This is a genomic window from Clavibacter sp. CT19, from assembly GCF_027858075.1.
GTDB lineage: Bacteria > Actinomycetota > Actinomycetes > Actinomycetales > Microbacteriaceae > Clavibacter > Clavibacter tessellarius_A.
Map to the genome: position 1 here is coordinate 172,394 of NZ_JAQHYR010000003.1, position 23,904 is coordinate 196,297.

23 protein-coding genes and 2 pseudogenes are annotated in these 23,904 nt (G+C 74.3%); 13 read left to right on the plus strand and 12 right to left on the minus strand.

Annotated features, from left to right (window positions below; translation table 11 throughout):
• The first annotated feature begins 22 nt into the window (after positions 1-22).
• Positions 23-1,564: a glycoside hydrolase family 28 protein gene (locus PED38_RS04905; RefSeq protein WP_270980102.1), complete on the plus strand. Its 1,542-nt coding sequence runs from the start codon at positions 23-25 to the stop codon at positions 1,562-1,564.
• 47 nt (positions 1,565-1,611) lie between these two features.
• Here PED38_RS04905 and PED38_RS04910 read toward each other — a convergent pair whose 3' ends face one another.
• A complete protein-coding gene (locus PED38_RS04910) occupies positions 1,612-2,232 on the minus strand; it encodes an HD domain-containing protein (RefSeq protein WP_175345521.1) in 621 nt (206 codons plus the stop codon).
• Positions 2,233-2,253: 21 nt separating this feature from the next.
• Here PED38_RS04910 and PED38_RS04915 point away from each other — a divergent pair, with 21 nt between their 5' ends.
• On the plus strand, positions 2,254-2,634 hold the full coding sequence (locus PED38_RS04915; RefSeq protein ID WP_270980104.1) for a VOC family protein: 381 nt from the start codon (positions 2,254-2,256) through the stop codon (positions 2,632-2,634).
• A 65-nt stretch (positions 2,635-2,699) separates the two neighbouring features.
• Complete coding sequence (locus PED38_RS04920) at positions 2,700-4,625, plus strand: LamG-like jellyroll fold domain-containing protein (protein WP_270980106.1); 1,926 nt, start codon at positions 2,700-2,702, stop codon at positions 4,623-4,625.
• A 169-nt stretch (positions 4,626-4,794) separates the two neighbouring features.
• Here the strand turns inward: PED38_RS04920 and PED38_RS04925 are convergent, their stop codons facing one another.
• The 3 genes from PED38_RS04925 to fdxA all read right to left on the minus strand — a co-directional run bounded on the left by PED38_RS04925 (position 4,795) and on the right by fdxA (position 6,888).
• Positions 4,795-5,964, minus strand: a complete 1,170-nt coding sequence (locus PED38_RS04925) for an ATP-binding protein (RefSeq protein ID WP_270980108.1) — start codon at positions 5,962-5,964, stop codon at positions 4,795-4,797.
• Positions 5,965-6,070: 106 nt separating this feature from the next.
• Positions 6,071-6,565 carry a flavin reductase family protein gene (locus PED38_RS04930; RefSeq protein WP_270980110.1) on the minus strand — a complete coding sequence of 165 codons (495 nt, stop codon included), beginning with the start codon at positions 6,563-6,565 and terminating at the stop codon, positions 6,071-6,073.
• Positions 6,562-6,888, minus strand: coding sequence for a ferredoxin (fdxA, locus tag PED38_RS04935; protein ID WP_270980112.1), 327 nt, complete (start codon positions 6,886-6,888; stop codon positions 6,562-6,564). The genes PED38_RS04930 and fdxA overlap by 4 nt, the downstream gene beginning before the upstream one ends.
• Before the next feature lie 106 nt (positions 6,889-6,994).
• On the opposite strand from fdxA, the gene soxR reads away from it, so the two are divergent.
• A complete protein-coding gene (soxR, locus tag PED38_RS04940) occupies positions 6,995-7,495 on the plus strand; it encodes a redox-sensitive transcriptional activator SoxR (protein WP_270980113.1) in 501 nt (166 codons plus the stop codon).
• 9 nt (positions 7,496-7,504) lie between these two features.
• Here soxR and PED38_RS04945 read toward each other — a convergent pair whose 3' ends face one another.
• From PED38_RS04945 to PED38_RS04955, 3 genes are all read right to left on the minus strand, one after another.
• On the minus strand, positions 7,505-8,062 hold the full coding sequence (locus PED38_RS04945) for a hypothetical protein (RefSeq protein ID WP_270980114.1): 558 nt from the start codon (positions 8,060-8,062) through the stop codon (positions 7,505-7,507).
• A gap of 9 nt (positions 8,063-8,071) precedes the next feature.
• Complete coding sequence (locus PED38_RS04950; protein WP_063072336.1) at positions 8,072-9,220, minus strand: zinc-dependent alcohol dehydrogenase; 1,149 nt, start codon at positions 9,218-9,220, stop codon at positions 8,072-8,074.
• A gap of 115 nt (positions 9,221-9,335) precedes the next feature.
• The gene (locus PED38_RS04955) at positions 9,336-10,730 is read right to left on the minus strand and encodes a carboxylesterase family protein (RefSeq protein ID WP_270980117.1); all 1,395 of its coding nucleotides are present in this window, start codon (positions 10,728-10,730) and stop codon (positions 9,336-9,338) included.
• A 151-nt stretch (positions 10,731-10,881) separates the two neighbouring features.
• On the opposite strand from PED38_RS04955, the gene PED38_RS04960 reads away from it, so the two are divergent.
• The gene (locus tag PED38_RS04960) at positions 10,882-11,928 is read left to right on the plus strand and encodes an NAD(P)-dependent alcohol dehydrogenase (protein WP_063072338.1); all 1,047 of its coding nucleotides are present in this window, start codon (positions 10,882-10,884) and stop codon (positions 11,926-11,928) included.
• Here PED38_RS04960 and PED38_RS04965 read toward each other — a convergent pair.
• Positions 11,892-12,266: a hypothetical protein gene (locus PED38_RS04965; protein WP_270980119.1), complete on the minus strand. Its 375-nt coding sequence runs from the start codon at positions 12,264-12,266 to the stop codon at positions 11,892-11,894. The genes PED38_RS04960 and PED38_RS04965 overlap by 37 nt on opposite strands.
• Positions 12,267-12,278: 12 nt before the next feature.
• Here PED38_RS04965 and PED38_RS04970 point away from each other — a divergent pair, with 12 nt between their 5' ends.
• The 5 genes and pseudogenes from PED38_RS04970 to PED38_RS04985 all read left to right on the plus strand — a co-directional run bounded on the left by PED38_RS04970 (position 12,279) and on the right by PED38_RS04985 (position 14,554).
• Entirely contained in the window at positions 12,279-12,674 is a 396-nt protein-coding gene (locus PED38_RS04970) for a hypothetical protein (RefSeq protein WP_270980121.1), read from the plus strand.
• A gap of 80 nt (positions 12,675-12,754) precedes the next feature.
• Positions 12,755-13,504, plus strand: a complete 750-nt coding sequence (locus PED38_RS04975; RefSeq protein WP_270980123.1) for an SAM-dependent methyltransferase — start codon at positions 12,755-12,757, stop codon at positions 13,502-13,504.
• 75 nt (positions 13,505-13,579) lie between these two features.
• Positions 13,580-13,654: pseudogene (locus PED38_RS15900) on the plus strand (hypothetical protein); the annotation flags it as partial.
• 77 nt (positions 13,655-13,731) lie between these two features.
• Positions 13,732-13,824: pseudogene (locus PED38_RS15905) on the plus strand (hypothetical protein); the annotation flags it as partial.
• A gap of 79 nt (positions 13,825-13,903) precedes the next feature.
• Positions 13,904-14,554: a histidine phosphatase family protein gene (locus PED38_RS04985; RefSeq protein WP_063072342.1), complete on the plus strand. Its 651-nt coding sequence runs from the start codon at positions 13,904-13,906 to the stop codon at positions 14,552-14,554.
• 58 nt (positions 14,555-14,612) lie between these two features.
• Here PED38_RS04985 and PED38_RS04990 read toward each other — a convergent pair whose 3' ends face one another.
• The 4 genes from PED38_RS04990 to PED38_RS05005 all read right to left on the minus strand — a co-directional run bounded on the left by PED38_RS04990 (position 14,613) and on the right by PED38_RS05005 (position 19,865).
• Positions 14,613-16,403 (minus strand): vWA domain-containing protein, encoded by a 1,791-nt coding sequence (locus PED38_RS04990; protein ID WP_270980125.1) that lies wholly within the window; start codon positions 16,401-16,403, stop codon positions 14,613-14,615.
• Complete coding sequence (locus PED38_RS04995; RefSeq protein ID WP_270980127.1) at positions 16,400-17,479, minus strand: ATP-binding protein; 1,080 nt, start codon at positions 17,477-17,479, stop codon at positions 16,400-16,402. The genes PED38_RS04990 and PED38_RS04995 overlap by 4 nt, the downstream gene beginning before the upstream one ends.
• Positions 17,480-17,601: 122 nt before the next feature.
• Entirely contained in the window at positions 17,602-18,264 is a 663-nt protein-coding gene (locus PED38_RS05000; RefSeq protein WP_270980129.1) for a response regulator transcription factor, read from the minus strand.
• Positions 18,265-18,290: 26 nt separating this feature from the next.
• Entirely contained in the window at positions 18,291-19,865 is a 1,575-nt protein-coding gene (locus tag PED38_RS05005) for a sensor histidine kinase (protein WP_270980131.1), read from the minus strand.
• Positions 19,866-20,017: 152 nt separating this feature from the next.
• Here PED38_RS05005 and PED38_RS05010 point away from each other — a divergent pair, with 152 nt between their 5' ends.
• The 3 genes from PED38_RS05010 to PED38_RS05020 all read left to right on the plus strand — a co-directional run bounded on the left by PED38_RS05010 (position 20,018) and on the right by PED38_RS05020 (position 23,865).
• Complete coding sequence (locus tag PED38_RS05010) at positions 20,018-20,656, plus strand: hypothetical protein (protein WP_131798137.1); 639 nt, start codon at positions 20,018-20,020, stop codon at positions 20,654-20,656.
• Between the two features lie 199 nt (positions 20,657-20,855).
• Positions 20,856-22,955 carry a cytochrome c oxidase assembly protein gene (locus tag PED38_RS05015; RefSeq protein WP_270980133.1) on the plus strand — a complete coding sequence of 700 codons (2,100 nt, stop codon included), beginning with the start codon at positions 20,856-20,858 and terminating at the stop codon, positions 22,953-22,955.
• A 103-nt stretch (positions 22,956-23,058) separates the two neighbouring features.
• Positions 23,059-23,865: a thioredoxin domain-containing protein gene (locus PED38_RS05020; RefSeq protein ID WP_270980134.1), complete on the plus strand. Its 807-nt coding sequence runs from the start codon at positions 23,059-23,061 to the stop codon at positions 23,863-23,865.
• Positions 23,866-23,904: the final 39 nt, after the last annotated feature.

Below are 23,904 nucleotides of genomic sequence, written 5' to 3' on the forward strand. Positions count from 1 at the left end.
GTCTGCCCTCGAGAGGAACCACGTGCCATCACGCACCGCTGCCCGCACACTCACCCTCACCGCCGTCGTGGCCGGCACGCTCGCGGCGGTGACGCTCGCCGGGCCCGCCGCCCTGGCCGCCCATCCGAAGGCCGCCCATCCGCCCGCCGCCGCGACCTCGCGGGCCGCGGCCGTCGGCGGGACGGGCGACCGCCGCACCGTCACCGAGCCCGTCGACCCGGCCACCACGTGCGCCACCGTCAGCGCGCAGCTCGACATGCCGGACCGCTCCGCATCCGCCGCCGACGAGGCGCAGGCGCCCGACACCGCCCGCATCCAGGCCGCGCTCGACTCCTGCGCCCAGTCCGGCACCGCCGTCGTGGCCGTGCGGCTCGCCTCCTCGAGCCGGGGCGCGAGCTTCCTCAGCGGGCCGCTGCAGCTCCGGCAGGGCGAGACGCTGGTGCTGGATCCCGCGGTCACGCTCTTCGGATCGCGGAACCCGGCCGACTACCAAATCCCCAAGGGACCGACCTGCGGCACCATCGGCGGATCCGGCAAGGGCTGCGCCGCGCTCATCACCGCCACCGACCCGCACTCGGGCGTCGCGTCCCGCGGCGGCCTCGACGCCCGGCGCGGCCGCATCGACGGCCGCGGGGACCACGCGATCCTCGGCGGCACGACGACCTGGTGGCAGCTCTCCGACCAGGCTCGCGCGGGCGGCTCGCAGAACGAGCCGCGGCTGATCCAGGCCACCGGCGCCGACGACTTCACGCTCCACGACATCGACCTCGTCGACGCCGCCATGTTCCACGTGTCCTTCCACGACGCCACCGGCTTCACGGCCTGGGGCGTGCGCATCCAGACGCCCGCCACCGCGCGCAACACGGACGGCATCGACCCGGCGGGCGCGACGGACGTGACCATCGCCCACTCGTACGTCTCGGACGGCGACGACGGCATCGCCATCAAGGGCGGCACGCACGCGTCGAGCCACATCAGCATCATCGACAGCCACTTCTACGGCACGCACGGCATCTCCATCGGCAGCGAGGTGACCTCCGGTGTGAGCGACGTGCTCGTCACCGGATCCACGGTCTCCGGCGCGGACGCCTACGGCACTGCGAGCCCGTCCAGCGCCGGGGTGCGCATCAAGAGCAACCCGCAGGTGGGCGGCCCGGTCACGGGCGTGACCTACCGCGACGTCTGCCTCAGCCGCACCCTGGCTCCCGTGCTGTTCGACACGCACTACGCGGGCGGCAGCGGCAGCGCGATCCCGTCCTTCAGCGGCATCGTGGTCGACGGCCTCCGCGCCGTCGACTCCCCGGCCAAGGCCGTGTCGACGCTCGCCGGGTACGACGACGCCCACCGGCTCGGCGTCTCGCTCTCCCGCGTCGCCGTGGATGCGCCCGCCGTCACGGCCGCCTTCGCGGACATCGCCACGGCCGGCGCGACCTTCGGCGGTTCCGCGCTCACCTCGAAGCGGGCGGACGTGCACGTCACCGCCTCGGCGAGCGCGGGCGCCGCGCCCACGTGCGCGTTCCCGGCGTTCCCGCTCCTGTCGGGCCTCGCTCCCACCGCGCCCTGACCCCGCCTGCTGGAGCGCCGGACGCGAGCCGCAGCCCTCGGGTCAGCTCACGCGAGGCGCTCCAGCGGGTTCTCCGCGAGCTTCCGCACGAGCCCGCCGTCCACGAGGCGGCGGGCGGCCGTGTCGGGCTTGCGCTCGGCCTGGTCGACGACGCAGGCGCCGAACTCCGCGGCGAGCGCTCCCCGCGGGTGCGCCGCGAGCACCTCGCCGAGGAACCCCTCGGGCAGCGCGTCGGGCCGGGCGCCGGAGATGTCGAGGCCGGTCGCGACCTCCAGGAGGTGCCCCTCGACGTCGAGCGCCGGATCCACCTGCGGCCAGTTGTGCCGCACGATCGCGTCGAGCACGCGCTGCCGGCGCGGGGCGGGCCAGCCGGCGCCCGCGGTGAGCGCGACGGCGACGTGGCCGCCCGCGTGCTCGTAGGAGACGGTGTGGTTGTCGAACTCGGTGACCGTGCCGATGTCATGCAGCACCGCGGACACGTACAGGATCTCGTGGTCGACGCCCGTCAGCCCCTCGACCACCGCGAACGCCTCCGCGAAGAGCCACGAGCGGATCCCGTGGGCCGTGATCGCGGCGGACTGGTACGAGGTCGCGAGCTCGAGGGCACCGCGGGCGGCGCCCGTGTCGGGCACGGGGAAGTCGGCGATGCGCATGGCCCATGCTGGCATGCGGCTGGACACGGTTCTCGCATGATCCGGCTGCAGAACGTCACCTACCTCGTCCGCGACCACGACGAGGCGCTCGCGTTCCTCGTCGACGCGCTGGGCTTCGTCGTGCACCAGGACGAGACGGCGCCGGACGGCTGGCGCCGGGTGGTCGTGGGCCCCGAGGGACCGGGCGCGGGCCTCATCCTGGCGCTCGCCGGCGACGCCGCGCCGGTGGGGCGGCAGGCGTGCGACGACGTCGCGTCCTTCCTCGAGACCGACGACTTCGCCGCCCGGCATGCCCGGATGCTCGCCCACGGCGTCGTGTTCCGCGAGGATCCGCGCCACGAGCCGTACGGCACCGTCGCGATCTTCGAGGACCCGTACGGCGCTCCGTGGGACCTCATCCAGCCGCCGGTCGGCTGACGCGCCGCCGCACGTCCACCGCGGTGTCGCACCGCATTCACCCGTCGGCCCTACCGTCGTCCCCCGTGACCCAGGACCCGACGACGCCTCCCCGTTCCGCGCTCTCCCGACGCGGCTTCCTCCTCACCGGCGGGGCCGCCGGCGCGCTCGGCGTGGCCGGGCTCGGCGGTGCGCTGCCCGCCGTGGCCGAGACCGCGTCCGACGACGCGCTCGGCGCCAGCGCCGCGAAGGCGCCCGCTCCGCAGCAGGGATCCGGCGCCCGCTGGAAGCCCGACACCGCATCGCCCCGCTTCACCATCGCCGTGCTGCCGGACACGCAGTACCTCTTCGACGGCGCATCGATCCACCCCGAGCCGCTCGAGGCGTCGCTCCGCTACGTGCTCGCCGAGCGCGACCGGCACAACATCGTCTTCCTCGCGCACCTCGGCGACGTGACGCAGAACGGCGCCGAGAAGGAGATCACGGCCGCGAGCGCGCAGTTCACGCTGCTCGACAAGGCGGGCGCCGCGTGGAGCGTGCTCGCCGGCAACCACGACGTCGTCTCCTCCACCGACGACCAGCGCGGCCGCACGCCCTACCTCGACGCGTTCGGCCCGAAGCGCTTCCGGAAGTCGCCGAGCTACCGCGGATCCAGCCCCGACGGCTACAACTCGTTCCACACCTTCACGGCGGGCGGCCGCGACTGGCTCGTCCTCGCGCTCGACTGGCGCACGAGCGCCCGCGGCGTCGAGTGGGCGCGCGGCGTGCTGGCGGCGCACCCGACGCTGCCGGTGATCCTCACGGCGCACGACATCGTCGACTCGAAGCCCGACGGATCCGCCGTGCTCGACGCCTACGGCCAGGGCCTCTGGGACTCGTTCATCTCGCAGCACGACCAGATCTTCCTCACGCTGAACGGCCACTACTGGAAGCCCGGCCGCACCACGCTGAAGAACCGCGCGGGCCACGACGTGCACCTGCACCTCGTGAACTACCAGGACCGCTACTACGGCGGCGCCGCGATGATCCGCCTGTACCACGTGGACCTCGAGCGGGACGCGATCGACGTCGAGACCCTCTCGCCCTTCCTCCTGGCCGGCGGGCTCGGCGCGGGCAACGAGCTCGCCGACGAGGAGGCCCAGCTCTCCGGCGACGTCGACCGGTTCACCGTGAGCGTCGACTTCGATGAGCGGTTCGCCGGATTCGCGCCCGCCCCCGCGCGCGCCGCCCGGCCCGCCGCGCAGATGTTCGTGCCGGGCACGGTCGCGTACTGGCGCTTCGACGGGCAGCCGGACGGATCCGCGCTCGGTACCACCACCCGCATCGCGGACGCGTCCGGCCACGGCAACGACCTCGTGGTCGCGAACCGCGCGGGCGCGGCGCCCGGCTCCCTCCGCTTCTCGTCCGCGCACCACGACGACCAGCCCGGCTTCGGCAGCCTCACGCTCACGGGCGGCAGGAAGACGGGCGACTTCCTGCGCACCGTGCCGGGCGCCCCGCTGGATGCCGCGACCCTCCGCCAGGGCTACACGGTCGAGGCGTTCGTGCGCATCCCCGCGGACTTCGACGGCGACGCGGACGGCTTCAGCGCGATCCTCTCCCGCGCCGCCTCCGCGAAGGACGCGGGCAGGACGCCGGGCGACGCCGGCGACCCGGACGAGCCCGCCGCGACCCTCAGCGTCTCGGGCAGCCGCGAGATCCAGTGGTGCGTCTACCCGACGACCCAGCAGGGCTCGCTCACCAACTGGTCGCACGAGCTGCCCGCCGCGACGTGGTGGCACGTGGCGGTCGTCAACGACGGCCAGCACACGACCATGTACGTCGACGGCTGCCCGGTGGTGCGGAACCCGTCCACGTCGAACCGCGGGCTGGCAGCGGCGTCGCCCGCGACCTCGTGGCTCCTCGGCGCGAACCTCTACGGCGGGAAGCTCGACCACGTGCTCCCGGCGTCGATCGGCGACGTGCGCATCGTGGAGCGCGCGCTGAAGCCGTCGGAGTTCATGATCGCCTGAGGACGGGCCGCCTGATGCCGCGGGCAGCCGCCCGAGGCCACAGCTCCGGGTGGTCGTCCTCGAGATCGGCGACGGGGTCAGACGGGCTGGCGATCGATGAACGCAGTCATCCACGGCACGGTGAAGGCGATCCGCCCATGCTCGGGTGCGTAGATGATGCCCTTGTCCGTCAGGTTCTGGCGGATCTTGCTGAGGCGTTGCGTGGTCCGGTCGAGTCGGCGTGCGACGTCGGCGGTCCTGGATCCGGTGTCGCCGTCGGCGGCCATGGCGCGGAGGTATTCCTTCTCCAGGGGTGTGGCCCGGTCCCAGCGGTGCGATAGAAGCCGTCGTCGAGCTGGCGGAGGGCGACTCCGGCGCCGTTCTGTGCGTCGTCCCGGGAGATCGGCGATGACGCGGACTCGAGCCAGGCTTCCGAGCCGTATTCCTGGAGGAAGTAGGGATACCCGCCAGTGAGCGTGACCACGAGGTCGATGGCGTCGTCGGCCCACGTGACACCTTCGTCGGCAGCGGGCACCGTGAGGGCAGCGGCGGCGGCTTCGGGTTCGAGTTCGCGGATGTGCCGGTACTGGAAGAGGCGCTCGGAGTAGGACTTGGCTTCGGCGAGCCGCGTGGGGAGGCTGGGCAGTCCGGCGAGGACGAACAGGACCGGCCGCTGCCGCTGGGACGCACGGTGGGCGACGGTGCAGATGGCGACGAGCTCGTCCGCGGTGAGGTCTTGGGCCTCGTCGATCAGGATCGCGAGGCCGAGCCCCTCGTCGTGGACAGCGTCGAGGATCCCGTCGACGACGGTGGTGAGGTCGAGTTCGAGGTTGCCGGAGTCCGCGAGCTCGGCTTCGATGTCGTCGAGGGTGAGGCCGAAGGTGGTGGTGCCGTCCGTGTCCACGCGGGCGGAGAAGGAGAGGGCGGTCTTGAGCGCGCGGAGGAAGGGGCGCTTGCGGTTGCGTCGGGCGATGCGGGCGACGTGGCTCTGGAGAGCGGAGGAGAGCGCCGCGCGCATGGACGTTCCCGCGGCCGCTTCGATCTGCGCGACGACCCATCCGGTCGTCTCGGCTTCGGCAGACATCCGGCTCAGCAGGACGGTCTTGCCGACGCCGCGGAGTCCATAGAGGACGAGCGAGCGCGGCGCACGTCCGGCAGCGGCCCGTGCGACCGAGACGCGCCAGGTCTCGAGCTCGGCATCGCGGCCTACGAGTGCTGGGGTCGGGCGCCGGCGCCGGGCGCGTAGGGGTTCGACGTGCCGTCCATGGTCGATCTCCCCTTGTCTCTCTACGTCTGTCAGATCTTGACAGACATGGGGATACATCGAGAGACCATCGCGCGCCTGTCGTCGCTCGGACACGACCGGCGCGGATCCGCTCCGCGATGCCTGCCCGAGAGACAGAGAGGCCGGGAGGCCAGCGAGGCCCGGTTCGAGGATGAGGTCGCCAGGGGCGGCCTCCGAGGGCCTAGAGCTCGGGGTGGTCGTCCGCGAGCAGGTGGAAGCGGCGGTCGCGGTAGACGAGCGGCGGGGCGGGCTCGCCGAGGATCACGTCGAGGACCTCGGCGACGACCAGCACGGATCCGCCCACCGGCACGGTCTGCAGCGTGCGGCAGCGGAGGGCGGCGCGCGCGTCGGCGAGCAGCGGCTCGCCGGTCGGCAGCTCCTGGAAGCCCTGCTCCTCGGTGAAGCGCGGCGAGCCGGAGACGGCGAAGGAGCGCGCGAGCGCGGCGTGCTGCCCGGCGAGCAGGTGCACGACGTAGCTGTCGGCCTCGAGGATGGCGCCGGCGGATCCCGTGGCGCGCGTCACCGAGAACGAGAGCGCGGGCGGATCCACCGACAGCGACGCGACGCTCGACGCCGTGAGTCCGGACGGCCCGTCGGCGGTGCGCGCCGTGATGAGCGCGACGCCCGCCGGGTGCCCGCGGAACGCGGCCTTGAAGAGGTCGGGGTCGGCGCTCACGCGTGCTCGCCCTGGGGCGGGAGCGCGGCGATGACGGGGTGGTCCTTCGGCACGACGCCGATCTTCGTGGCGCCGCCGGGCGAGCCCAGGTCGGCGAAGAACTCGACGTTCGCGGTGTAGTAGTCCGACCACTTCTCGGGCAGGTCGTCCTCGTAGTAGATGGCTTCGACGGGGCAGACGGGCTCGCAGGCGCCGCAGTCCACGCACTCGTCGGGGTGGATGTAGAGCGACCGCTCGCCCTCGTAGATGCAGTCGACGGGGCACTCGTCGATGCAGGCGCGGTCCTTCACGTCGACGCACGGGAGGGCGATCACGTAGGTCACAGGGCGTCCTCACGGGCAGGGGCCGTCGGGACGGCGGGGGTGGTGGTGCGCATGGTGTCCACGTTAGAACCTCACGTACCCTTGAGGTCAATCGGGAGGGGTCGTCGTGGCGGATGCGCAGGAGCCGACGGCCGCGTCCTCGACGCCCGGCCACGCTCCCCGTCACGCCCCCGACGAGCTGCTCACGGTCGGCGAGATGAGCCGCCGGACGGGCGTCGCCGCGTCCGCGCTCCGCTTCTACGAGGACCTCGGGCTCATCGCGGCCGAGCGCACCGCGGGCAACCAGCGCCGGTACGCGCGGCACATGCTGCGGCGCGTGTCGCTGATCACGGTGGCCAAGCGCCTCGGGATCCCGCTCGCCGACGTGCAGGCCACCTTCGACGACGTGCCGCTCGACCGCCCGCCGAGCCATGCCGAGTGGCAGCGCGCGTCGCGCCGCTGGAAGCGCCTGCTCGAGGAGCGCCGCCGCAGCATCGAACGGCTGGAGCGCGAGCTCACGGGCTGCATCGGCTGCGGCTGCCTCTCGATGCGCGCCTGCGGCCTCCTCAACCCGGACGACGCGCTGGGCGACCGGGGCGCGGGGCCCGTGCGGGTGCAGGGCGGTTGAGCCGCCGCCTCAGCGCCGCTTCCGCCGCACCGCGAACAGCAGCGCGACCGCCGCGATGGGCCAGGCGCCCACGATCAGCGGGTCCATCCACGCGTGTTTCATGTCCGCCCGCCCGCGCCCGACGCGCGACGAGATCGGGTGGTGCCGGCCCTCGGTGAGGATCCCCGTCTCGGTGAGCGGGTCGTCCGGCCGGCCGCTCACGAGGGACCCGAGGTGCGCGCCCGCTGCGTCCACCCGATCGCCGAGCATCAGCAGCAGCCAGTGCACGGACCGCCCCTCGCTGAAGGTCGCGTAGGCGTAGCGCTTGATCGCGCCCGAGACGCCGTGCAGAGGGGCGACCGTGCCGAAGACGGGCGGCAGCTCCGTGTGCTCGAGGGAGCGCTCGCGCGGCCGCAGCTCCTGCTGACGCTCGGGCATGTCCCAGTGCGCGCCGGAGACGAGGTCGGTGCGCTCCCGCGGGAAGGCGGGACGGTCGGCGGGGTCGAGGTCGGCGCCCCAGCCCGGGATCCGGGCCCGGAGCGCGTCGGCGTCGATCGGTCGGTGGTGGTCGCTCGCGCGGTACGGCATGGCTGGCTCCTACTCCTCGTCGAACGTGATGACGGTCTTGACGCAGTCGTCGAGCTTCGCGGAGAACGTGTGGTACCCCTCCGCGATGTGCTCGAGCGGGATCCGGTGCGTGATGATGTCGCGCGGCGAGAAGTGCCCCGCCCGGATGTGCTCGATGAGCCTGGGCCACTGCCGCTTCACGGGCGCCTGGTTCATCCGCATCGTGATGCCCTTGTTCACGGCGTCGCCGAACTTGATCGCCGCGGGCACCGGCCCATAGGCGCCCATCACGCTCACGGTGCCGCCCTTGCGCACGCCGTCGATCGCCCAGTTGAGCGCCACCGGGGAACCGCCCTGCACCTTGATCTTCGTGCCCGTGATCTGGTGCAGCGCGTGCCCGTCCGCTTCCGCGCCCACCGCGTCGATGACGACGTCGGCGCCGAGCCCGTCGGTCATGCGCTTGAGCGCGAGCACGGTGTCCTTCACCGCCGAGAAGTCCAGCGTCTCCGCGTGCGCGAACGTCTCTGCCATGCGCAGCCGGTAGTCAAGCTGGTCGACCACGATCACGCGGCCGGCGCCCATGAACCAGGCCGAGCGCGCGGCGTAGAGGCCGACGGGCCCCGCGCCGAGCACCGCGACCGTGTCGCCCTCCGCGATGTCGCCGAGCTGGGCGCCGAAGTAGCCGGTGCTCAGGGCATCCGTCATCACGAGGGCGTCCTCCTCGTGGATGTCGTCGGGGATCACCATGGGCCCCACGTCCGCGAACGGCACGCGCACGTACTCCGCCTGGCCGCCGTCGTATCCGCCGGTGGTGTGCGAGTAGCCGTAGATGCCGCCGACCGCCGTGGCGTTCGGGTTCACGTTGTGGCAGTTCGAGTACAGGCCGCGGGCGCAGAAGAAGCAGGATCCGCAGTAGATGTTGAACGGCACCATCACCCGGTCGCCCACGGACAGGCTCTCGACCGACGAGCCGACCTCGTGCACGACGCCGATGAACTCGTGGCCGAACGTGGTGCCGACCCGCGTGTCCGGCAGGAGGCCGTGGTACAGGTGCAGGTCGGATCCGCAGATCGCCGCCCGGGTCACCCGCACGATCGCGTCGTTCGGATGCTCGATCCGGGGGATGTCCTTCTCCTCGACGCGGATCCGGTAGGGCCCTCGGTAGACCATCGCTCGCATGTCGCTCCCTCCGTCGGTGCGTCGAGCCGACTCCGCGTCGATGCCGTCGCCTACCCCCTTGACATGGGGGGCGGGAGGCGATCCGCGCGGCGGCGCCCGTCGTCGCGTCCGGCGATCACCCCCGGTCGAACCGCATCCCGCAGGCGCGCGCGTCCGCATCCGCCGCCACCTCGCCCGTGCGCGCGAAGTCGGCCCAGACCTGCCGCACGGCGCGGCCGCGGGCGGCGACCTCCGGCCACGCCTCCGGGGGCACGAGCCGCATCCGGGTCCACGCGTCGCGGGTGCCGAGGATCAACGGGAGGTCGGACGTGTGGCCTGCGCCGATGGGGCTCGACGCCGGGGCCGCGCGGAGCACGTAGCGGACGGCCCGGCCGCCGGCGCGCCGGTGCCGCGCGACGAACTCGGCGACGGGCCGCGCGTAGACGCGGCGCGTGGTGGGCCGGACGACGACGCGCATCAGCACGCGACGGAGGGCCGGCCCGACCACCGGCACGGCGAGCAGCGGGCCGACCACCGGCAGCGCGGGCAGGTACATCGCGGTCTCGTCGCGGGTCGTGCCGATGAGGAGGTCGATGTGGGGCGCCGCCTCCCGCCACGCGGCGTCGCGGTCGGCCTCGGCGGGCAGCGGCGCGTGGCCGTAGCGCGGGCCCCACGGCAGGCCCGCGCGGATGCCCGACGGCCACGCCGCGCGCTCGGCCCGGGCCTGCCGCCGCATCACGTCGGCGAGCGTCGCGTCGGATCGGAGACCGCGGGTCACGCGCGCCATCGCGCGGAACATGCGCTCGCGCCCGCCCGTGATCCCCACCGGCGGGCTCTGCACGATCGCCCGCCGGAGGAGCCCGCGGGCGCCGTCGGCGATCATGAGGTGCAGGATCGCGTCGCCGCCCGCCGACTGGCCCATCGCGGTCACGGTCCAGGGATCGCCGCCGAACGCGGCGATGGAGTCGCGGATCCAGCGCAGCGCCTCGATCTGGTCGAGCAGGCCGAGGTTCGCGGGCGGGCCGTCGGACGCGCCGCGACCGGATCCGCCGCGACCGCCGCCGCCGAAGCCGAGGAGCCCGAGCCGCGCGGTCACCGCGACCACGATCACGCGCTGCTCGACCACGAGCGCCCGCGGGTCGTGGATCGCGAGGTCGCCCGCGCCCGTCGTGTACCCGCCGCCGTGGAACCACGCGATCACGGGCAGCACCTCGCCGGGAGCGATGTCCGCGGGCAGCGTGACCGAGAGCCGCTGGCAGTCCTCCGAGCGCTCGATCCCGTCGAGGGCGCCCTGCATGAGCGTGTCGAGGATCCGCGACGACGGCTGCGGGCACGCGGGCGCCGGGTGCACGGCCGCGAGCACGACCGGCGAGCCGTCGGGTCCGCGCGCGGGCACCGCCGACACGGGCGGCACGCCGCGGGCCGCCGTCGCGTAAGGAATGCCGAGGTAGCGGATCACGTCGCCGTCGCGGAGCCCCGTCACCGGGCCGGATCGCGTCGATGTCGGGCCAGGGAGGGTGGGAGCGGGCATCCGGCCACGCTATCCGGCGCCCGAGGAAAAACCGCGTGGTTCCGGGGAGCCCCTCCCGCGGGCGTAGCGTCGAGGGGTACCGCATCCGAAGAGGGCGCGGCCGGATCGACCTGATCCCTCCCCTCCCCCACCGGACAGCATTAGGAGAACCATGCGCACCGTCAACGCCTACGCGGCCCCGTCCGCCACCGACCCCATCGTCAAGACCACCATCGAGCGCCGCGACGTCGGCCCGAAGGACGTCTCCATCGACATCGCCTACTCGGGCGTCTGCCACTCCGACATCCACACCGTCCGCGGCGAGTGGGGCCCCATCCAGTACCCGCAGGTCGTCGGCCACGAGATCGTCGGCCGCGTCACCGAGGTCGGCTCCGAGGTCTCGAAGCACAAGGTCGGCGACCTCGTCGGCGTCGGCTGCATGGTCAACTCCTGCAAGGAGTGCGAGCAGTGCACGGCCGGCCAGGAGCAGTACTGCCTGAAGGGCAACATCCAGACCTACGGCGGGGTGGACCCGGCCGACGGCACCATCACGCAGGGCGGCTACTCCGAGGCCGTCGTCGTCGACGAGGACTTCGTGCTCCGCGTCCCCGAGTCCCTCGACATCGAGAAGGTCGCGCCGCTGCTCTGCGCCGGCATCACCACCTACTCGCCGCTGCGCCACTGGAACGCGGGCCCCGGCACGCGCGTCGCGGTGGTCGGCATGGGCGGCCTCGGCCACATGGCCGTGAAGATCGCGCACGCCATGGGCGCCGAGGTCACCGTGCTCTCGCAGACGCTCTCCAAGAAGGAGGACGGCCTCCGCCTCGGCGCCGACCGCTACTTCGCGACGAGCGACGACTCCACGTTCACCGAGCTCGCGAGCTCGTTCGACCTGATCATCAACACGGTCTCCGCGAAGCTCGACATGAGCAAGTACATCGGCCTGCTCGCGATCGACGGCACGCTCGTCAACGTCGGCGCCCCCTCGGAGCCGCTCGAGATCCCCGCGTTCGCGCTCATCCCCGCGCGCCGCAGCTGGGCCGGATCCATGATCGGCGGCATCGCCGAGACGCAGGAGATGCTCGACTTCTGCGCCGAGCACGGCATCGTGCCCGAGACCGAGCTCATCTCGGCCGAGCAGATCAACGAGGCCTACGAGCGCGTCCTCAAGTCGGACGTGCGCTACCGCTTCGTCATCGACGCGAAGACGTTCGCGTAGTCCACGCGACACCGGAAGGCCCCGCGGATCCTCGTGATCCGCGGGGCCTTCCCGCGTCCGGGCCGATCGGGCGTCCGGTCGCGACGGTCTCGGTCCCCGCGGAGCAGCGCGTGCAGCGCGTGCAGCGCGTGCAGTGCGTGCAGCGCGTGCAGTGCGTGCAGTGCGTGCAGCGCGTGCAGCGCGAGCAGCGCGAGCAGCGCGAGCAGCGCGAGCAGCGCGAGCAGCGCGAGCAGCGCGAGCAGCGCGAGCAGCGCGTGCAGTGCGTGCAGCGCGTGCAGCGCGTGCAGCGGGCGGATGCCGCGGCCTCGCCGCCGCGCGCCGGCGATGGAGCCGCTCACTAGGATCGGGCCGTGACCGACGCTCCCGAGGACCCGCGCACCCGCTGGCGGTCACCCTGGCTGCTCGCCGCCTTCGTGACGTGCGCCGCGATCGGGGTGCCGATCATGACGGCCGCGTGGACCGCGATCCCGTTCGCCAACGAGGAGGACTCCGAGTCCGCACGGCACGGCTTCGCCCCCTCGGGCCCCGGCCTCCTCATCGTCACGCTCGTCTTCATCGCGATGGCGCACCTCGTGGGATGGGGGCTGCTGCGGGGGATCGCGAGCGGCGCCCCGGGTGGTTCACGGCGGCACACCATGCTGGCCCTGTGGACGGCCGCCGCCGTGTCGGCCGCGGGGCTCGTCGGCGCGCTCGCGCTGACGGGCGGGCAGCTCTTCGCCCCGTACCCGCGCCCGTTCATCCCCTGACGCGCGCCTGCGCGACGGGCGGAGGGGCGGAGGATCCTCGGCGCGCGCCGCCCATCGGAGCGCGCCCCTAGGCTCGCCGGATGGACAGAGACCGGATCAGCGACCTCGCCCACGCCGACCACCCCATCGCCTCGCCGCTGGGCGACGACAGCGTCGATCGGCTCCTCGACGCCGCGGTCGCCGGGCGGAGCAGCGTCCTCGACCTGGGCTGCGGCGACGGCACGTGGCTCCTGCGGGCCCTGCGCCGGGATCCGACGCTGACGGCGGTCGGGGTCGATCACTCCGACGCGGGCTTCGGCCGGGTGCGCGCGCAGGCCGAGCGCGAGGGCCTCGCCGACCGCCTCACGCTCGTCTGCGCCGACGCGAGCATGTGGAGCTCCCCCGACCGGTTCGACGTCGTGCTCAGCGTGGGCGCGACGCACGCCTTCGGCGGCCTCGAGCCGACCCTCGCCGCGATGGACGGGCATCTGCGTCCGGGCGGCCGCGCGCTCGTCGGCGAGTGCTTCTGGGAGCGGGAGCCGACCCCGCGGGTGCTGGAGCTGCTCGGCTCCGAGCCCGAGGACTACGACGACCTCGGCGCCACCGTGGAGCGCGTCGCCGCGGACGGGTGGATCCCGCTGCAGGGCCACGTCAGCACCCTGCGGGAGTGGGACGACTACGAGTGGTCGTGGACGGGAGCGCTCGCCCGGTGGGCGCTCGAGCACCCCGACGACCCCGACCGCGAGCAGGTGCTGACCGCGTCGGTCGAGCACCGACGCGCGTGGCTGGACGGGTACCGCGGCACGCTCGGCTTCCTCACCCTGGTGCTGGGCCGGCCGCTCGCGCGCTGATCCTCAGCGCGGCAGGTCGGCGTGGACCACACGCGCCCCGCCGAGGCGCTGATCGCCGAGGCGCACGCCCTCGGGATGCGGGTGCTGCTCGACATCGTGCCCGACCACACGTCCGACGCGCACCCCTGGTTCCGGGCGGCGCTCGCCGGCGACCCGGCGGCCCGCGCCCGCTACCTGTTTCGCGACGGGACGGGCGCCGACGGCCGCCCCGGCCCTGGTACCTGCACATGTTCGCTCCCGAGCAGCCGGGCCTCGACTGGTCGAACCCCGAGGTGCACGCGGAGTTCGTCGACGTGCTGCGGTTCTGGTTCGACCGCGGCGTGGACGGCTTCCGGGTCGGTGTCGCCCACGGCTCGCGAAGGCGGAGGGCCTGCCCGCCGCCCGCGATAGCGTCGGGGCATGCGCCTGATCCTGATCCGACACGGCCAGACCCCCTCCAACGTGCGGGGCGTCCTCGACACCCGCATCCCCGGCCCCGGCCTCACCGACCTCGGGCGCGAGCAGGCCGCGCGCCTCCCGGAGACCCTGCGGGACGAGCGGATCGGGGCGCTCTACGTCTCGACGATGCGCCGCACCCACGAGACGGCCGCGCCCCTCGCGCAGGCGCTCGGCCTCACGCCGGTCGAGCGGGCGGGCATCCGCGAGATCGCCGCGGGCGGGCTCGAGATGCGCGGCGACCGCGCGTCGGTCGCGGAGTACCTGGAGACGATGATCCGCTGGGTGGGCGGCGAGGACGACCTGCGCCTGGCGGACGGCGAGACCGGCCGCGAGTTCGCCGCGCGGTACGACGCCGTGGTCGCCGAGGCGGAGGCGACCGGGCACGGCACGGTGGCGCTCGTCAGCCACGGCGCCGCCATCCGCTGCTGGTCGGGGATGCGGGCGCGCGGCCTCGACGCGGCCTTCGTGGCCGACCACGAGCTGGAGAACACGGGCGTCGTGGTGCTCGAGGGATCCGGCGCGGACTGGACCCTGGAGTCGTGGGAGGGCGAGCCCGCCGGCGGCGTCGGCGGCGACGCCCCGTCCGGGCCGGCCGGCGAGCCGCGGCCCTAGGCGGCCCGACCGGCGAGCCGCACGGCGCGCGTGGTCGGCCCGGTAGATCCGCGCGCCCTCACGAGAACCGGAACACCGGCCCCTTCGGGCGGAACGGCAGCGAGGCGCCCGCCGGGATCAGGAAGGCATGGTCGCGCCGGATCCGCACGACGTCGATGGCCCCGTCGGTGATCACCAGGATCGGCCCGTCCTCGGGGAAGTCGGCCGCCCGCTCGAGCAGGTGGATGCCCGGCTGCAGCACCGTGCCGCCGCGCCCCCGCACGCGCACGCGTCCCGCGATGTCGTCCACGTCGAGGTACCCGGCGTCGTAGGCCGCGGCGTCGCAGAACACCACGCGCGCGGCGGGCACGTCGTGGGCGCGCGCGTACGACGCGATGGCGCCGAGGGCCTTCCCGAGCAGGCGGACGTCCATGGATCCGGAGGTGTCGAGGACGACCCCGAACGTGCGCTGGGCGGTCGGCACCTCGGGCGTCAGCCAGCCGGGTCGCGGGATGTCCGGCGTCGCCGCCTGCCGTCGCGACGGCCGGGCGTAGGTCTGCACCGGCTCCAGCGCGGGGAACATCTCCTCGAACCACCGGGCGAGCTCGACGTCCCAGCGGAGGGGCGGCTGCGCGAGCGCGCGGATCTCCGCCACCAGCGCCGAGGGGAGGTGCCCGCGCCCCTCGGCCAGGTGCAGGTCGAGCCCCGAGCCGAGCGACCGGCGGAGCAGCTCGTCGAGGTCGACCGCGGACCCGGCGCTCGCGACCCGTCCGCCGGAGTCGAGGACGTCGGGCTGGGCGCGGCCGCGCAGGGTCGCCATCCTGCGGTACCGGCGCGCGTCCGTCGCGATGCGGTCGTAGACCTCCTCGCTCGACAGCCCGGCGAACTGCGGATCGTGGAGGAGGCCGGCCGGCATCTCCCCCACGCCTATCTCGAGCAGCCAGCCGTTGATCACGAAGTCGGTCGCGAGGTTGAAGAGGAAGGGGTCGCGCCCGCCGACGCGGGCGTGGTGCGACAGCGCGGCGTGCAGCGTCTCGTGCGCCAGGATGAAGCGCCACTCCTGCTCGGAGTGCACGGCGAGCGGGTTCACGTACAGCTCGCCGGCGACCGGATCCACCGCCGCGATGGGGATGTCCCACCCGCGCGCGAGCTCGGCGTCGGCGACGAGGGTCAGGGTGGACGTGGTCGCGCCGAGCAGCGGGTACGCCGACAGGAACCAGCGCCGCGCGCGCTCCCAGGGCGGCAGCGGCGCGGAGGGGTCGTGGAGGGAGCGCCGGGCCCCGCCGGCGACGTCCATGGCGGCCGTCACCGCGTCGGTGAGCCCGTAGGCGAAGAGCTGCCGCCAGTCGGGTGGGCGGCCGTACGCGCGTCGGCCCCGCGTGACGCATGATGCCGCGCCCGCGGTGCCGCACGTCTCGAGCCCCGACGGGACGCCCGACAGCCGCCACTCCGCGACGAGGCGCTCGGGCGCGCCGACGGGCCAGAGGACGGGGAGCGCGAACGGGCTGCGCCCGAACTTGAGGGAGGCGAGGAAGCGGTCCACCTCGACGTCCGCCGCGGTCGCCTCCACCCGGGAGGAGGACGGCGGGCGCGGATCGAGGTGGCCGAACCCCAGGTGCAGCACCAGGTGCGCGAACACCCACGCCCACTCCTCCGCGCTCGCCCGGCGCACGGGGTCGACCACGATGTCGCACGTCTCGGAGTCGATCTGCGCCCACCCGTCGTCCGGGCGCACGTTCGCGTGCCGGACCAGCGACAGCTCCTCCGCGATGTGGGCGAACATGGGGTGCCGGCGCACGCTGCTCCAGCCGAGCATCACCGCCGCGAGACCCGGGTCCTTCGGTCCCGTCGAGTTCCTCCGGGGCGTCACGCCGAGCGCTTCTCCGCCAGCCGGGGCACGTCCCGCACGAGCTCGACGAGGAACCAGGCGGGCAGGGTCGGCGCGCCCGTGTCGTCCGGCGCGACCACGATCTGCGCGATCTCGAGCGAGAGGTCGGCCAGCTCGATCAGCAGGCCCTTGGCGCGGATCGCGAACTGCCGCCCGGCCGGCGACGCGTGGCTCATGTCGGCGGGGAGGTCCTTCGCCAGCCGGGCCCGGAACGAGAGGGCGTGGAAGTGCAGGAGGTCGCGGTCGGCGACCTCCGCCGGCCAGCGCAGGTCGCCGCGGAGGATGGCCTCGAGGTCGTACGCCCGCGCGCGCATCTTCCACCAGGCAGCGAACGACGCCGCGTGCGACGCCGAGACGCAGCCGGCGGCGAGCATCGCGACGACGTCCGGGTCGGGATCCTCGCCCCACGACGTGAGCGCGTCGGCCAGCGCGTGCCACGACCTGGGCGTGGAGAACGCCTCCTCGGTCTTCGGCGGCTCGACGTGCAGGTGGTCGGGCCGCTGGGTGATGTACTCCACCACCGCCGGATGGATCTGCGCGTCCACGGCCCACGCGAGCCAGTCGTCCACCGACGAGCGCAGGTGCACGTGCACGAACCGGTTGACGAGCGGCGCGGGCATCGGCTTGATCGCGGCCTGGTCGGTCGCGCGGTTGCCCGCCGCGATGACGACGCTGCCGGTCGGCAGGCGGTGGTCGCCGACCCGGCCCGTGAGGACCAGCGAGTACAACGACTTCTGCACCTCGGGCCGGGCCCCGTTGAGCTCGTCGAGGAACAGCACGAACGGCTCGGTGCGCACGAGCAGCTCGGGAGGGGCGAACCGGGAGAAGGTCACGCCGTCCTCGCGCGTGACGAGCTGCGGCACGCCCGCGACGTCCTCCGGCGCCAGCTGGGTCGCCATCAGGGTGACGCAGTCCATGCCCAGATCGCGCGCGAAGGCCTCGACCATGGTCGACTTCCCGATGCCCGGAGCGCCCCACAGGTGCACGGGACGCGCCAGCGAGACGCGGAGGAGGACGTCCGGCAGCTGGGCCGGGGTGATCGGGTGGAGGGCGCGCACGGGACATCCTCCCGTGTCGGGTGCGGGCGCCTCCGTGGCGTTCCACACGCGCGGGCGGCGGGCCTCCGCGGGCGCCAGCCGTCAGCCCGGTCGAGCCGTCAGCCGTCAGCCCGGTCGATCCGTCAGCCCAGGTACGCCAGCACCGCGAGCACCCGCCGGTGGTCCTCGCCCGTGTCCTCCAGGCCGAGCTTCGCGAAGATGCTCGTCACGTGCTTCTCGACCGCGCCCGTGCCGATCACGAGCGCCCGCCCGATCGCCGGGTTGGTGCGGCCCTCGGCCATCAGCCCGAGCACCTCGAGCTCGCGCGGCGTGAGGGCGCTGAGGGGATCGCGTCGTCGGGCCATCAGCTGGGTCACCACCTCGGGGTCGAGCACGGTGCCGCCGGACGCGACGCGGCGCACGGCGTCGTCGATCTCCTCCAGGCGCGTCACCCGGTCCTTGAGCAGGTAGCCGATCCCGGCGGTGCCGCTGCGGAACACCTCCTCGGCGTACGCGGCCTCCACGTACTGGGAGAGCAGCAGCACGCCGATCCCCGGCACGCGGCGGCGGGCCTCGACCGTCGCGCGGATGCCCTCGTCGGTGTACGACGGCGGCATGCGGACGTCCATCACCACCACGTCGGGGACGTCGTCGGCGAGCGCGGCGAGGAAGGCATCCGCGTCCTTGTACTGGGCGACCACGTCGATCCCGGCCTCCACGAGCACCCGCGCGAGCCCCTCCCGGAGCAGCACCGCGTCGTCGACCACGACGGCCCGGATGCGCGCTGCATCCGGGCCGTCGTCCATGGCCCCGATCGTATCGAGCGGGCGGGTCACGCGGCGGGCGGGGCGGCGATCGCGCCGTCGGATCCCGTGCCGTCGGCGGCCGACCCGCCAGCGGCGGTGCGCGGGTCGGTCGGCACGCCGTTCAGCGCGACGAGCGGCACGCGCGCGGTGATGCGCGTCGGTCCGCCGGCGGGGCTGGAGATGCTGACGTCGCCGTCGAGGGCGCCGAGCCGACCGAGGAGCCCCTCGAGCCCGTGGCCCTCCTGGACGGACGCGCCGCCCTGCCCGTCATCCGTCACGCGGGCGGCCAGCACCCGGTCGCCGTCGAGGTCGCTCACGAGCGCCAGCGTCACGTCGGCCCGGGTCGCGCCCGAGTGCTTCGCGACGTTGGTGAGCAGCTCGCTGACGGTGAAGTACAGGTTCCGCTCGACCTCGGTCGGCAGCGCCAGGCTCTCGGGGAGCTGCACGTCGAGCGCCACGGGGACCGTCGAGCGGGACGCGAGCGCCTCGAGGGCGGCCACCAGCCCGCGGTCGAGGAGGATCGGCGGGGCGAACCCGCGGGACAGCGCGCGCAGCTCCTCGAGCGTGTCGTGGGCGTGGGCGGACGCCTCGGCGATGAGCGTGCGGGCGCGCTCGGGATCCGCGTCCAGCGCGCGCTCGGCGGCCGCGAGGTCCATGCGGAGGCGCACGAGCCGCTGCTGCGGACCGTCGTGCAGGTCGCGCTCGATCTGGCGGAGCGTCTGCCCCTCGGCCGTGACGGCGCCGGCGCGGGACCGCTCGAGGCCCTGCACCCGGCGCTCGAGGGCGTCGGACCGGAAGCCGCCGAGGAGGGCGTGGTCAGTCCAGTAGTGGGCGAGCGTGGCGCCGCGGGTCCAGAGGGGCAGGAGCACGACGGACAGGATCATCGTCACGCCCGAGAGCACGAACGCCAGCGTCCAGGTGCGCGCGGGGTCGTAGCCGAAGCGCTCGAGGAGCAGGTTGATCTGCCAGCCCTGCGCCAGCACCGCGATCCCGCCGAGGGCCGGCGCGATGAACCCGAGCGCCAGGAGGACGCCCGCGCCGAGCGTGACGATGGCCACGACCGGGTACACGACGACCGCGTGCAGCAGGTACAGCCAGTAGTGCGGATTCGCGACCGCCGAGAGGAGGCGCATCGCCCGGTTCTGCGTCCAGCGCGGGGTCCAGTCGACCGGACGGATCGGCCGCGGCTCGGCCCACCCGATGCGGACCCGCTCCACCGCCCCCAGCCCGCGCGCCGCGAACAGCGACCCGAAGAGCACGACGGAGAGCGCCAGGGCAGCGAACAGGCCGGACGCCGACCACAGGAGCTCGCTGATCAGGCTGAAGACGATGTTGGGGAGCGCGAGGTAGACCGTGGCGCACAGGATCCCGGTCAGGAGCATGTAGCCGATGTCGCGGGGGAAGCGCCGCCAGGCGGAGGAGTAGAGGGAGCGGCGGCGCGCGACGGGCGGGGCCGCGTCGTCCGGGTCCACGTCGTCGCTCCCGCCCGCGGCGTCGGACGGGGGACCGCCGGCGTCGGACGCGTCGGCGGCGTCGGGCAGGAGCTCTTCGGATGGCACGGGCGTCGATTCGGCCTCGGTGGTGGGCGGTGTCGTGTTCATGATCCCAGCCTCGCGAGCGACGGGCACGTGGCCCATCCTGCTCGCTCCCGGATCGAGGTGGGGTATGCCCCCGTGCGGCGGGCGCGGGCGCGGGCCGCGGAGCCGACTTCGCCCATCGTCTCCCCGGGAGCCGCACCTAGGCTGTTCTGCAAATGAGGGAACCGAGGACGCCGGCGATGGCCGGGCGGGGCACGCGCGTCGCACGCGGCGCCGTCACGGCCGCCTTCGCGATCCTCGTGTCGATGCTGTCGCACCTCGCCGGCGGCGGCCCCATCCCGGGAGCGGTCGGCCTCGTCGTCGCGGCGGCGCTCGCGCTGCCGACGTGCGTGCTGCTCGCCGGCCGCACCGTGTCGACCGCGCGGCTCGCGGTCGCCGTCGCGTGCAGCCAGGCGGTCCTGCACCTCCTCTTCACCGTCGGCGCCCCGACCACGACGACCCTGCAGGTCGTCGGCGGGCACCACGGCATGGGCGGGCACGTCGTGAGCGCCGGCGGGGCCGCGGCCGGCGCCGGCGACATGGGCGGCATGCACCACGGATCCGCGATGTGGGTCGCGCACCTGCTCGCCGCCGTCCTCACGATCGTGGCGCTCCGCTCCGGCGAGCGCGCCTTCTGGGACCTCGTCGCGCTCGCGCGCACGAGCCTCCGCGCGCTGATCCTCGTGGCCGCGCTCGACGTCGTGCCGCGCGCCGAGGTGCGCCACCGCGTCGCGCGCGCGATGCGCCCGGAGATCCGCGACCTCGGCGTCTGCGTCGCCGCGTCGCCCCACCGCGGGCCACCCGCCGCGGCCTGATCCGGCCCCGGTCCGGCGCGCTCCCGCGCGCCCGGACGACGCACGACGCCTCCCGGCGCCGTGCCCTCGCGCGTCCTCGGACGCGCACCCCGACGTGCCCGCTCCCTCCGCGACCCGGCAGATCCGAGCCGCTCGGATCGCCCACCCGGAGAGCCGCCGTCCCGCCGCGCCCGATCCCGACGCCCACCCAGGACACCCCATGCCCCCTCGCTCCGCCCTGCCCTCCCCCGATCCGGTCACCGACCACGACCGCCCCGATCCCGACGACCCCGTCTTCGTGCCCCGCACGCTGACCGTCCCGCGCATCCGCGCCCGCCCCGCGCTGCTCTGGGCGTGCCTCCCGCTCGCCGTCGCCGTGACGCTGGCCGCCGCCGCCTTCACGGGCGCCACCACGCGGACGCTGCTGGTGGATCCCGGCGACGTCGTCACCTACGGCCTGCCCGTCGCGCGCGTCATCCACGACGCCGCCGCCGCCGTGACCATCGGCCTGCTCGTGGTCGCCGCGTTCGCGCTGCCCGGGCAGCGGAAGCACCCCGGGATGGCGGGCTTCGCGCAGTGGCGGGCGACCCGCTGGGCGACCCGCGCCGCCGCCGTGTGGCTCGCCGCCAGCATCGCCGTGCTCGCCCTCTCGGGCGCGAACGTGATCGGCGTCCCGCTCACCTCCCCGACCTTCCGGGGCCAGCTCGGCTACTTCGCGTTCCAGCTCGAGCTCGGCCAGACCCTGCTCGCGTCGCTGGTGTGCGTGGCCGTCGCGTTCGGCATCAGCGCGTGGACGCGGAGCGTCTCCGGCATCGGCGTGGCCGCGGCCGTCGCCCTCGCCTCGCTGCTCCCGCTCTCGCTGTCGGGCCACGCCGCGGGCACGTACGAGCACGCGAACGCGGTGGACAGCCTCGGGATCCACCTCGTCGGCGTCACCGTGTGGGCCGGCGGGCTGGTCGCGGTGATCCTCTGCCAGAAGCTCGCGAAGGGCGCGCTGCCCGCGGTCGTCGCCCGCTACTCGACGCTCGCCGGATGGGCGTTCGTCGCGGTCGCGCTGTCGGGGATCGTCAACGCGTCGCTCCGCATCGGCACGCCGCTCGACCTCATCACGACGCCGTACGGGCTCCTGCTCCTCGTGAAGACGGCGATCCTCGTGGCGCTCGGCGTCGCCGGGTTCGCGCACCGCCGGATCCTCATCCCGGGGCTCGTCCGCGACGCGACCCGGCGGACGGCGTTCCTCCGCCTCGCGGTCGGCGAGGTCGTCGTGATGTCCGTGGCGATGGGCGTCTCGGTGGCGCTCTCGCGCAGCGCCCCGCCCGTGCCGCAGACGACCATCGCCGACGTCGACCCGCTCGCGTCGCTCATCGGCTTCACCTTCCCCGACCCCGTGACGCCGCTCCGGATGCTGACCGCCGTCCACCCGGACTTCCTGTTCCTCGGGGTCGCCGCGGTCATGGCCGGGCTCTACCTCGTCGCGGTGCGGCGCCTCCGCCGGCGCGGCGACGCCTGGTCGGGCACGCGCACGGTGCCGTGGCTGCTCGGCTGCGCGATGCTCGTCTACGCCACGAGCGGCGGGCCCGCCGTGTACGGGGCGGTGCACTTCAGCACCCACATGATCCAGCACATGATGCTGATGATGTACGTGCCGCCGCTGCTCGTGCTCGGCGCCCCCGTGCTCCTGCTGCTGCGCGCGCTGCCGGCCCGGAAGGACGCCAGCCGCGGCGTGCGCGAGTGGGTGCTCGCCGCGACGCACTCCCGGTACTCGCGCCTGGTGACGAACCCGATCGTCGCCGCGGTCGTCTTCGCCGGCAGCCTCGTGGCCTTCTACTACACGCCGTGGTTCGAGTGGTCGCTGGCCACCCACCAGGGCCACATGCTGATGACCGTCCACTTCCTGATCAGCGGGTACCTCTTCTTCTTCGTGCTCATCGGGGTGGATCCGGGCCCCACGCGCCCGCCGTACCCGATCCGGCTGATGCTCCTGCTCGCCACCATGGCGTTCCACGCGTTCTTCGGCCTCGCGATCATGTCGGGCACGCAGATCCTCGCGATCGACTGGTGGCACCAGCTCGGCCTCGCGACCGACGCGCAGCTGCTCGCCGACCAGGCCGCGGGCGGCGGCATCGCGTGGGGCGCGGGCGAGCTGCCCGTCGTGCTCGTGGCGCTCATGGTCGTGCGGCAGTGGTCCGGATCCGAGCAGCGCGCCGCCACCCGCTACGACCGGGCGGCCGCCCGCGACGGCGACGCCGAGCTCCGCGCCTACAACGCGCGGCTGTCCGCGCTCGACGAGCGCGCCGACGAGCGGCGGCCGACGCCGTGAGCCGCCGCGCGCGCGACCGCGTCCCCGACCTCCCCCTCCTCCACGACACCGACACTGACACCCACACCGACCCCGTCCGACCCACCGACAGGAGCACCGCATCATGAGCAAGAAGTCCAGCGCCGACCGCGACCGCACCCGCGAGATCCGGGAGAAGGCGAACGCGCAGCGCCGCCTCGAGGAGGCGAAGCGGAAGCGCCGCCGCCTCCTCACCCAGCTCGGCGTCGCCGGCGCCGTCGTGATCCTCGTCGCCGGCATCTGGGGCGGCGCGAGCCTCCTCCGCCAGCAGGCGGAGGCCGGCAGCGTGGCGCCCACCGCGGACGCCACCGTGCAGCTGGCGAGCGCCGGCGAGGCGCACGTCGCGACCGAGCCGGATGCCGTGTCGGTCGGCGCCGCGGATGCGCCCGTGACGCTCGACATCTACGAGGACTACTCCTGCCCGCACTGCCAGGAGTACGAGGCCGCGACCGGCCCGCTCCTCGACCGGGTCGCCGCATCCGGGCAGGTGCGCGTCGTGTACCACCCCATCCGGATCGTCACGAACTACGGCCGCGTCGCCGGCAGCACGGCCGCGTGCGTCCTGCAGCACGACCCGTCCGCCTGGCCCGGCGTGCACTCCGCCCTCTTCGCGAACCACTCGGCCGCGACCGACTCGTGGACGGGGAAGGACTTCTCCTCCTGGCTCGGCTCGCAGGGGGTCACCGACCCCGAGGCCCTCACCTGCACGGAGAAGGGCGCGTACGCCGGCTGGATCACGGCCAACACCGACACGGCGACCGCCGCGGGCGTCACCGGCACCCCGACGCTGATGATCGGCGGGCAGAAGACCACCACGGTGAGCGGGCAGCAGCTCGTCGACGCGCTCACCGCGGCGGGGGCGACGCTGTCCGCGGGCATCGCGGAGGGGTGACGATCGCGGCCCGCCCGGCACCGGGCGGGCCGCGGCGGC

Coding starts and splice junctions, on each gene's coding strand:
- PED38_RS04975 (WP_270980123.1), top strand. CDS start 12,755: ATGGACAGAGACCGGATCAGCGACCTCGCCCACGCCGACCACCCCATC.
- PED38_RS04960 (WP_063072338.1), top strand. CDS start 10,882: ATGCGCACCGTCAACGCCTACGCGGCCCCGTCCGCCACCGACCCCATC.
- PED38_RS05010 (WP_131798137.1), top strand. CDS start 20,018: ATGAGGGAACCGAGGACGCCGGCGATGGCCGGGCGGGGCACGCGCGTC.
- PED38_RS04955 (WP_270980117.1), bottom strand. CDS start 10,730: ATGCCCGCTCCCACCCTCCCTGGCCCGACATCGACGCGATCCGGCCCG.
- PED38_RS04950 (WP_063072336.1), bottom strand. CDS start 9,220: ATGCGAGCGATGGTCTACCGAGGGCCCTACCGGATCCGCGTCGAGGAG.
- PED38_RS04945 (WP_270980114.1), bottom strand. CDS start 8,062: ATGCCGTACCGCGCGAGCGACCACCACCGACCGATCGACGCCGACGCG.
- PED38_RS05020 (WP_270980134.1), top strand. CDS start 23,059: ATGAGCAAGAAGTCCAGCGCCGACCGCGACCGCACCCGCGAGATCCGG.
- PED38_RS04915 (WP_270980104.1), top strand. CDS start 2,254: ATGATCCGGCTGCAGAACGTCACCTACCTCGTCCGCGACCACGACGAG.
- PED38_RS04910 (WP_175345521.1), bottom strand. CDS start 2,232: ATGCCAGCATGGGCCATGCGCATCGCCGACTTCCCCGTGCCCGACACG.
- PED38_RS04985 (WP_063072342.1), top strand. CDS start 13,904: ATGCGCCTGATCCTGATCCGACACGGCCAGACCCCCTCCAACGTGCGG.
- PED38_RS05005 (WP_270980131.1), bottom strand. CDS start 19,865: ATGAACACGACACCGCCCACCACCGAGGCCGAATCGACGCCCGTGCCA.
- PED38_RS05015 (WP_270980133.1), top strand. CDS start 20,856: ATGCCCCCTCGCTCCGCCCTGCCCTCCCCCGATCCGGTCACCGACCAC.
- PED38_RS05000 (WP_270980129.1), bottom strand. CDS start 18,264: ATGGACGACGGCCCGGATGCAGCGCGCATCCGGGCCGTCGTGGTCGAC.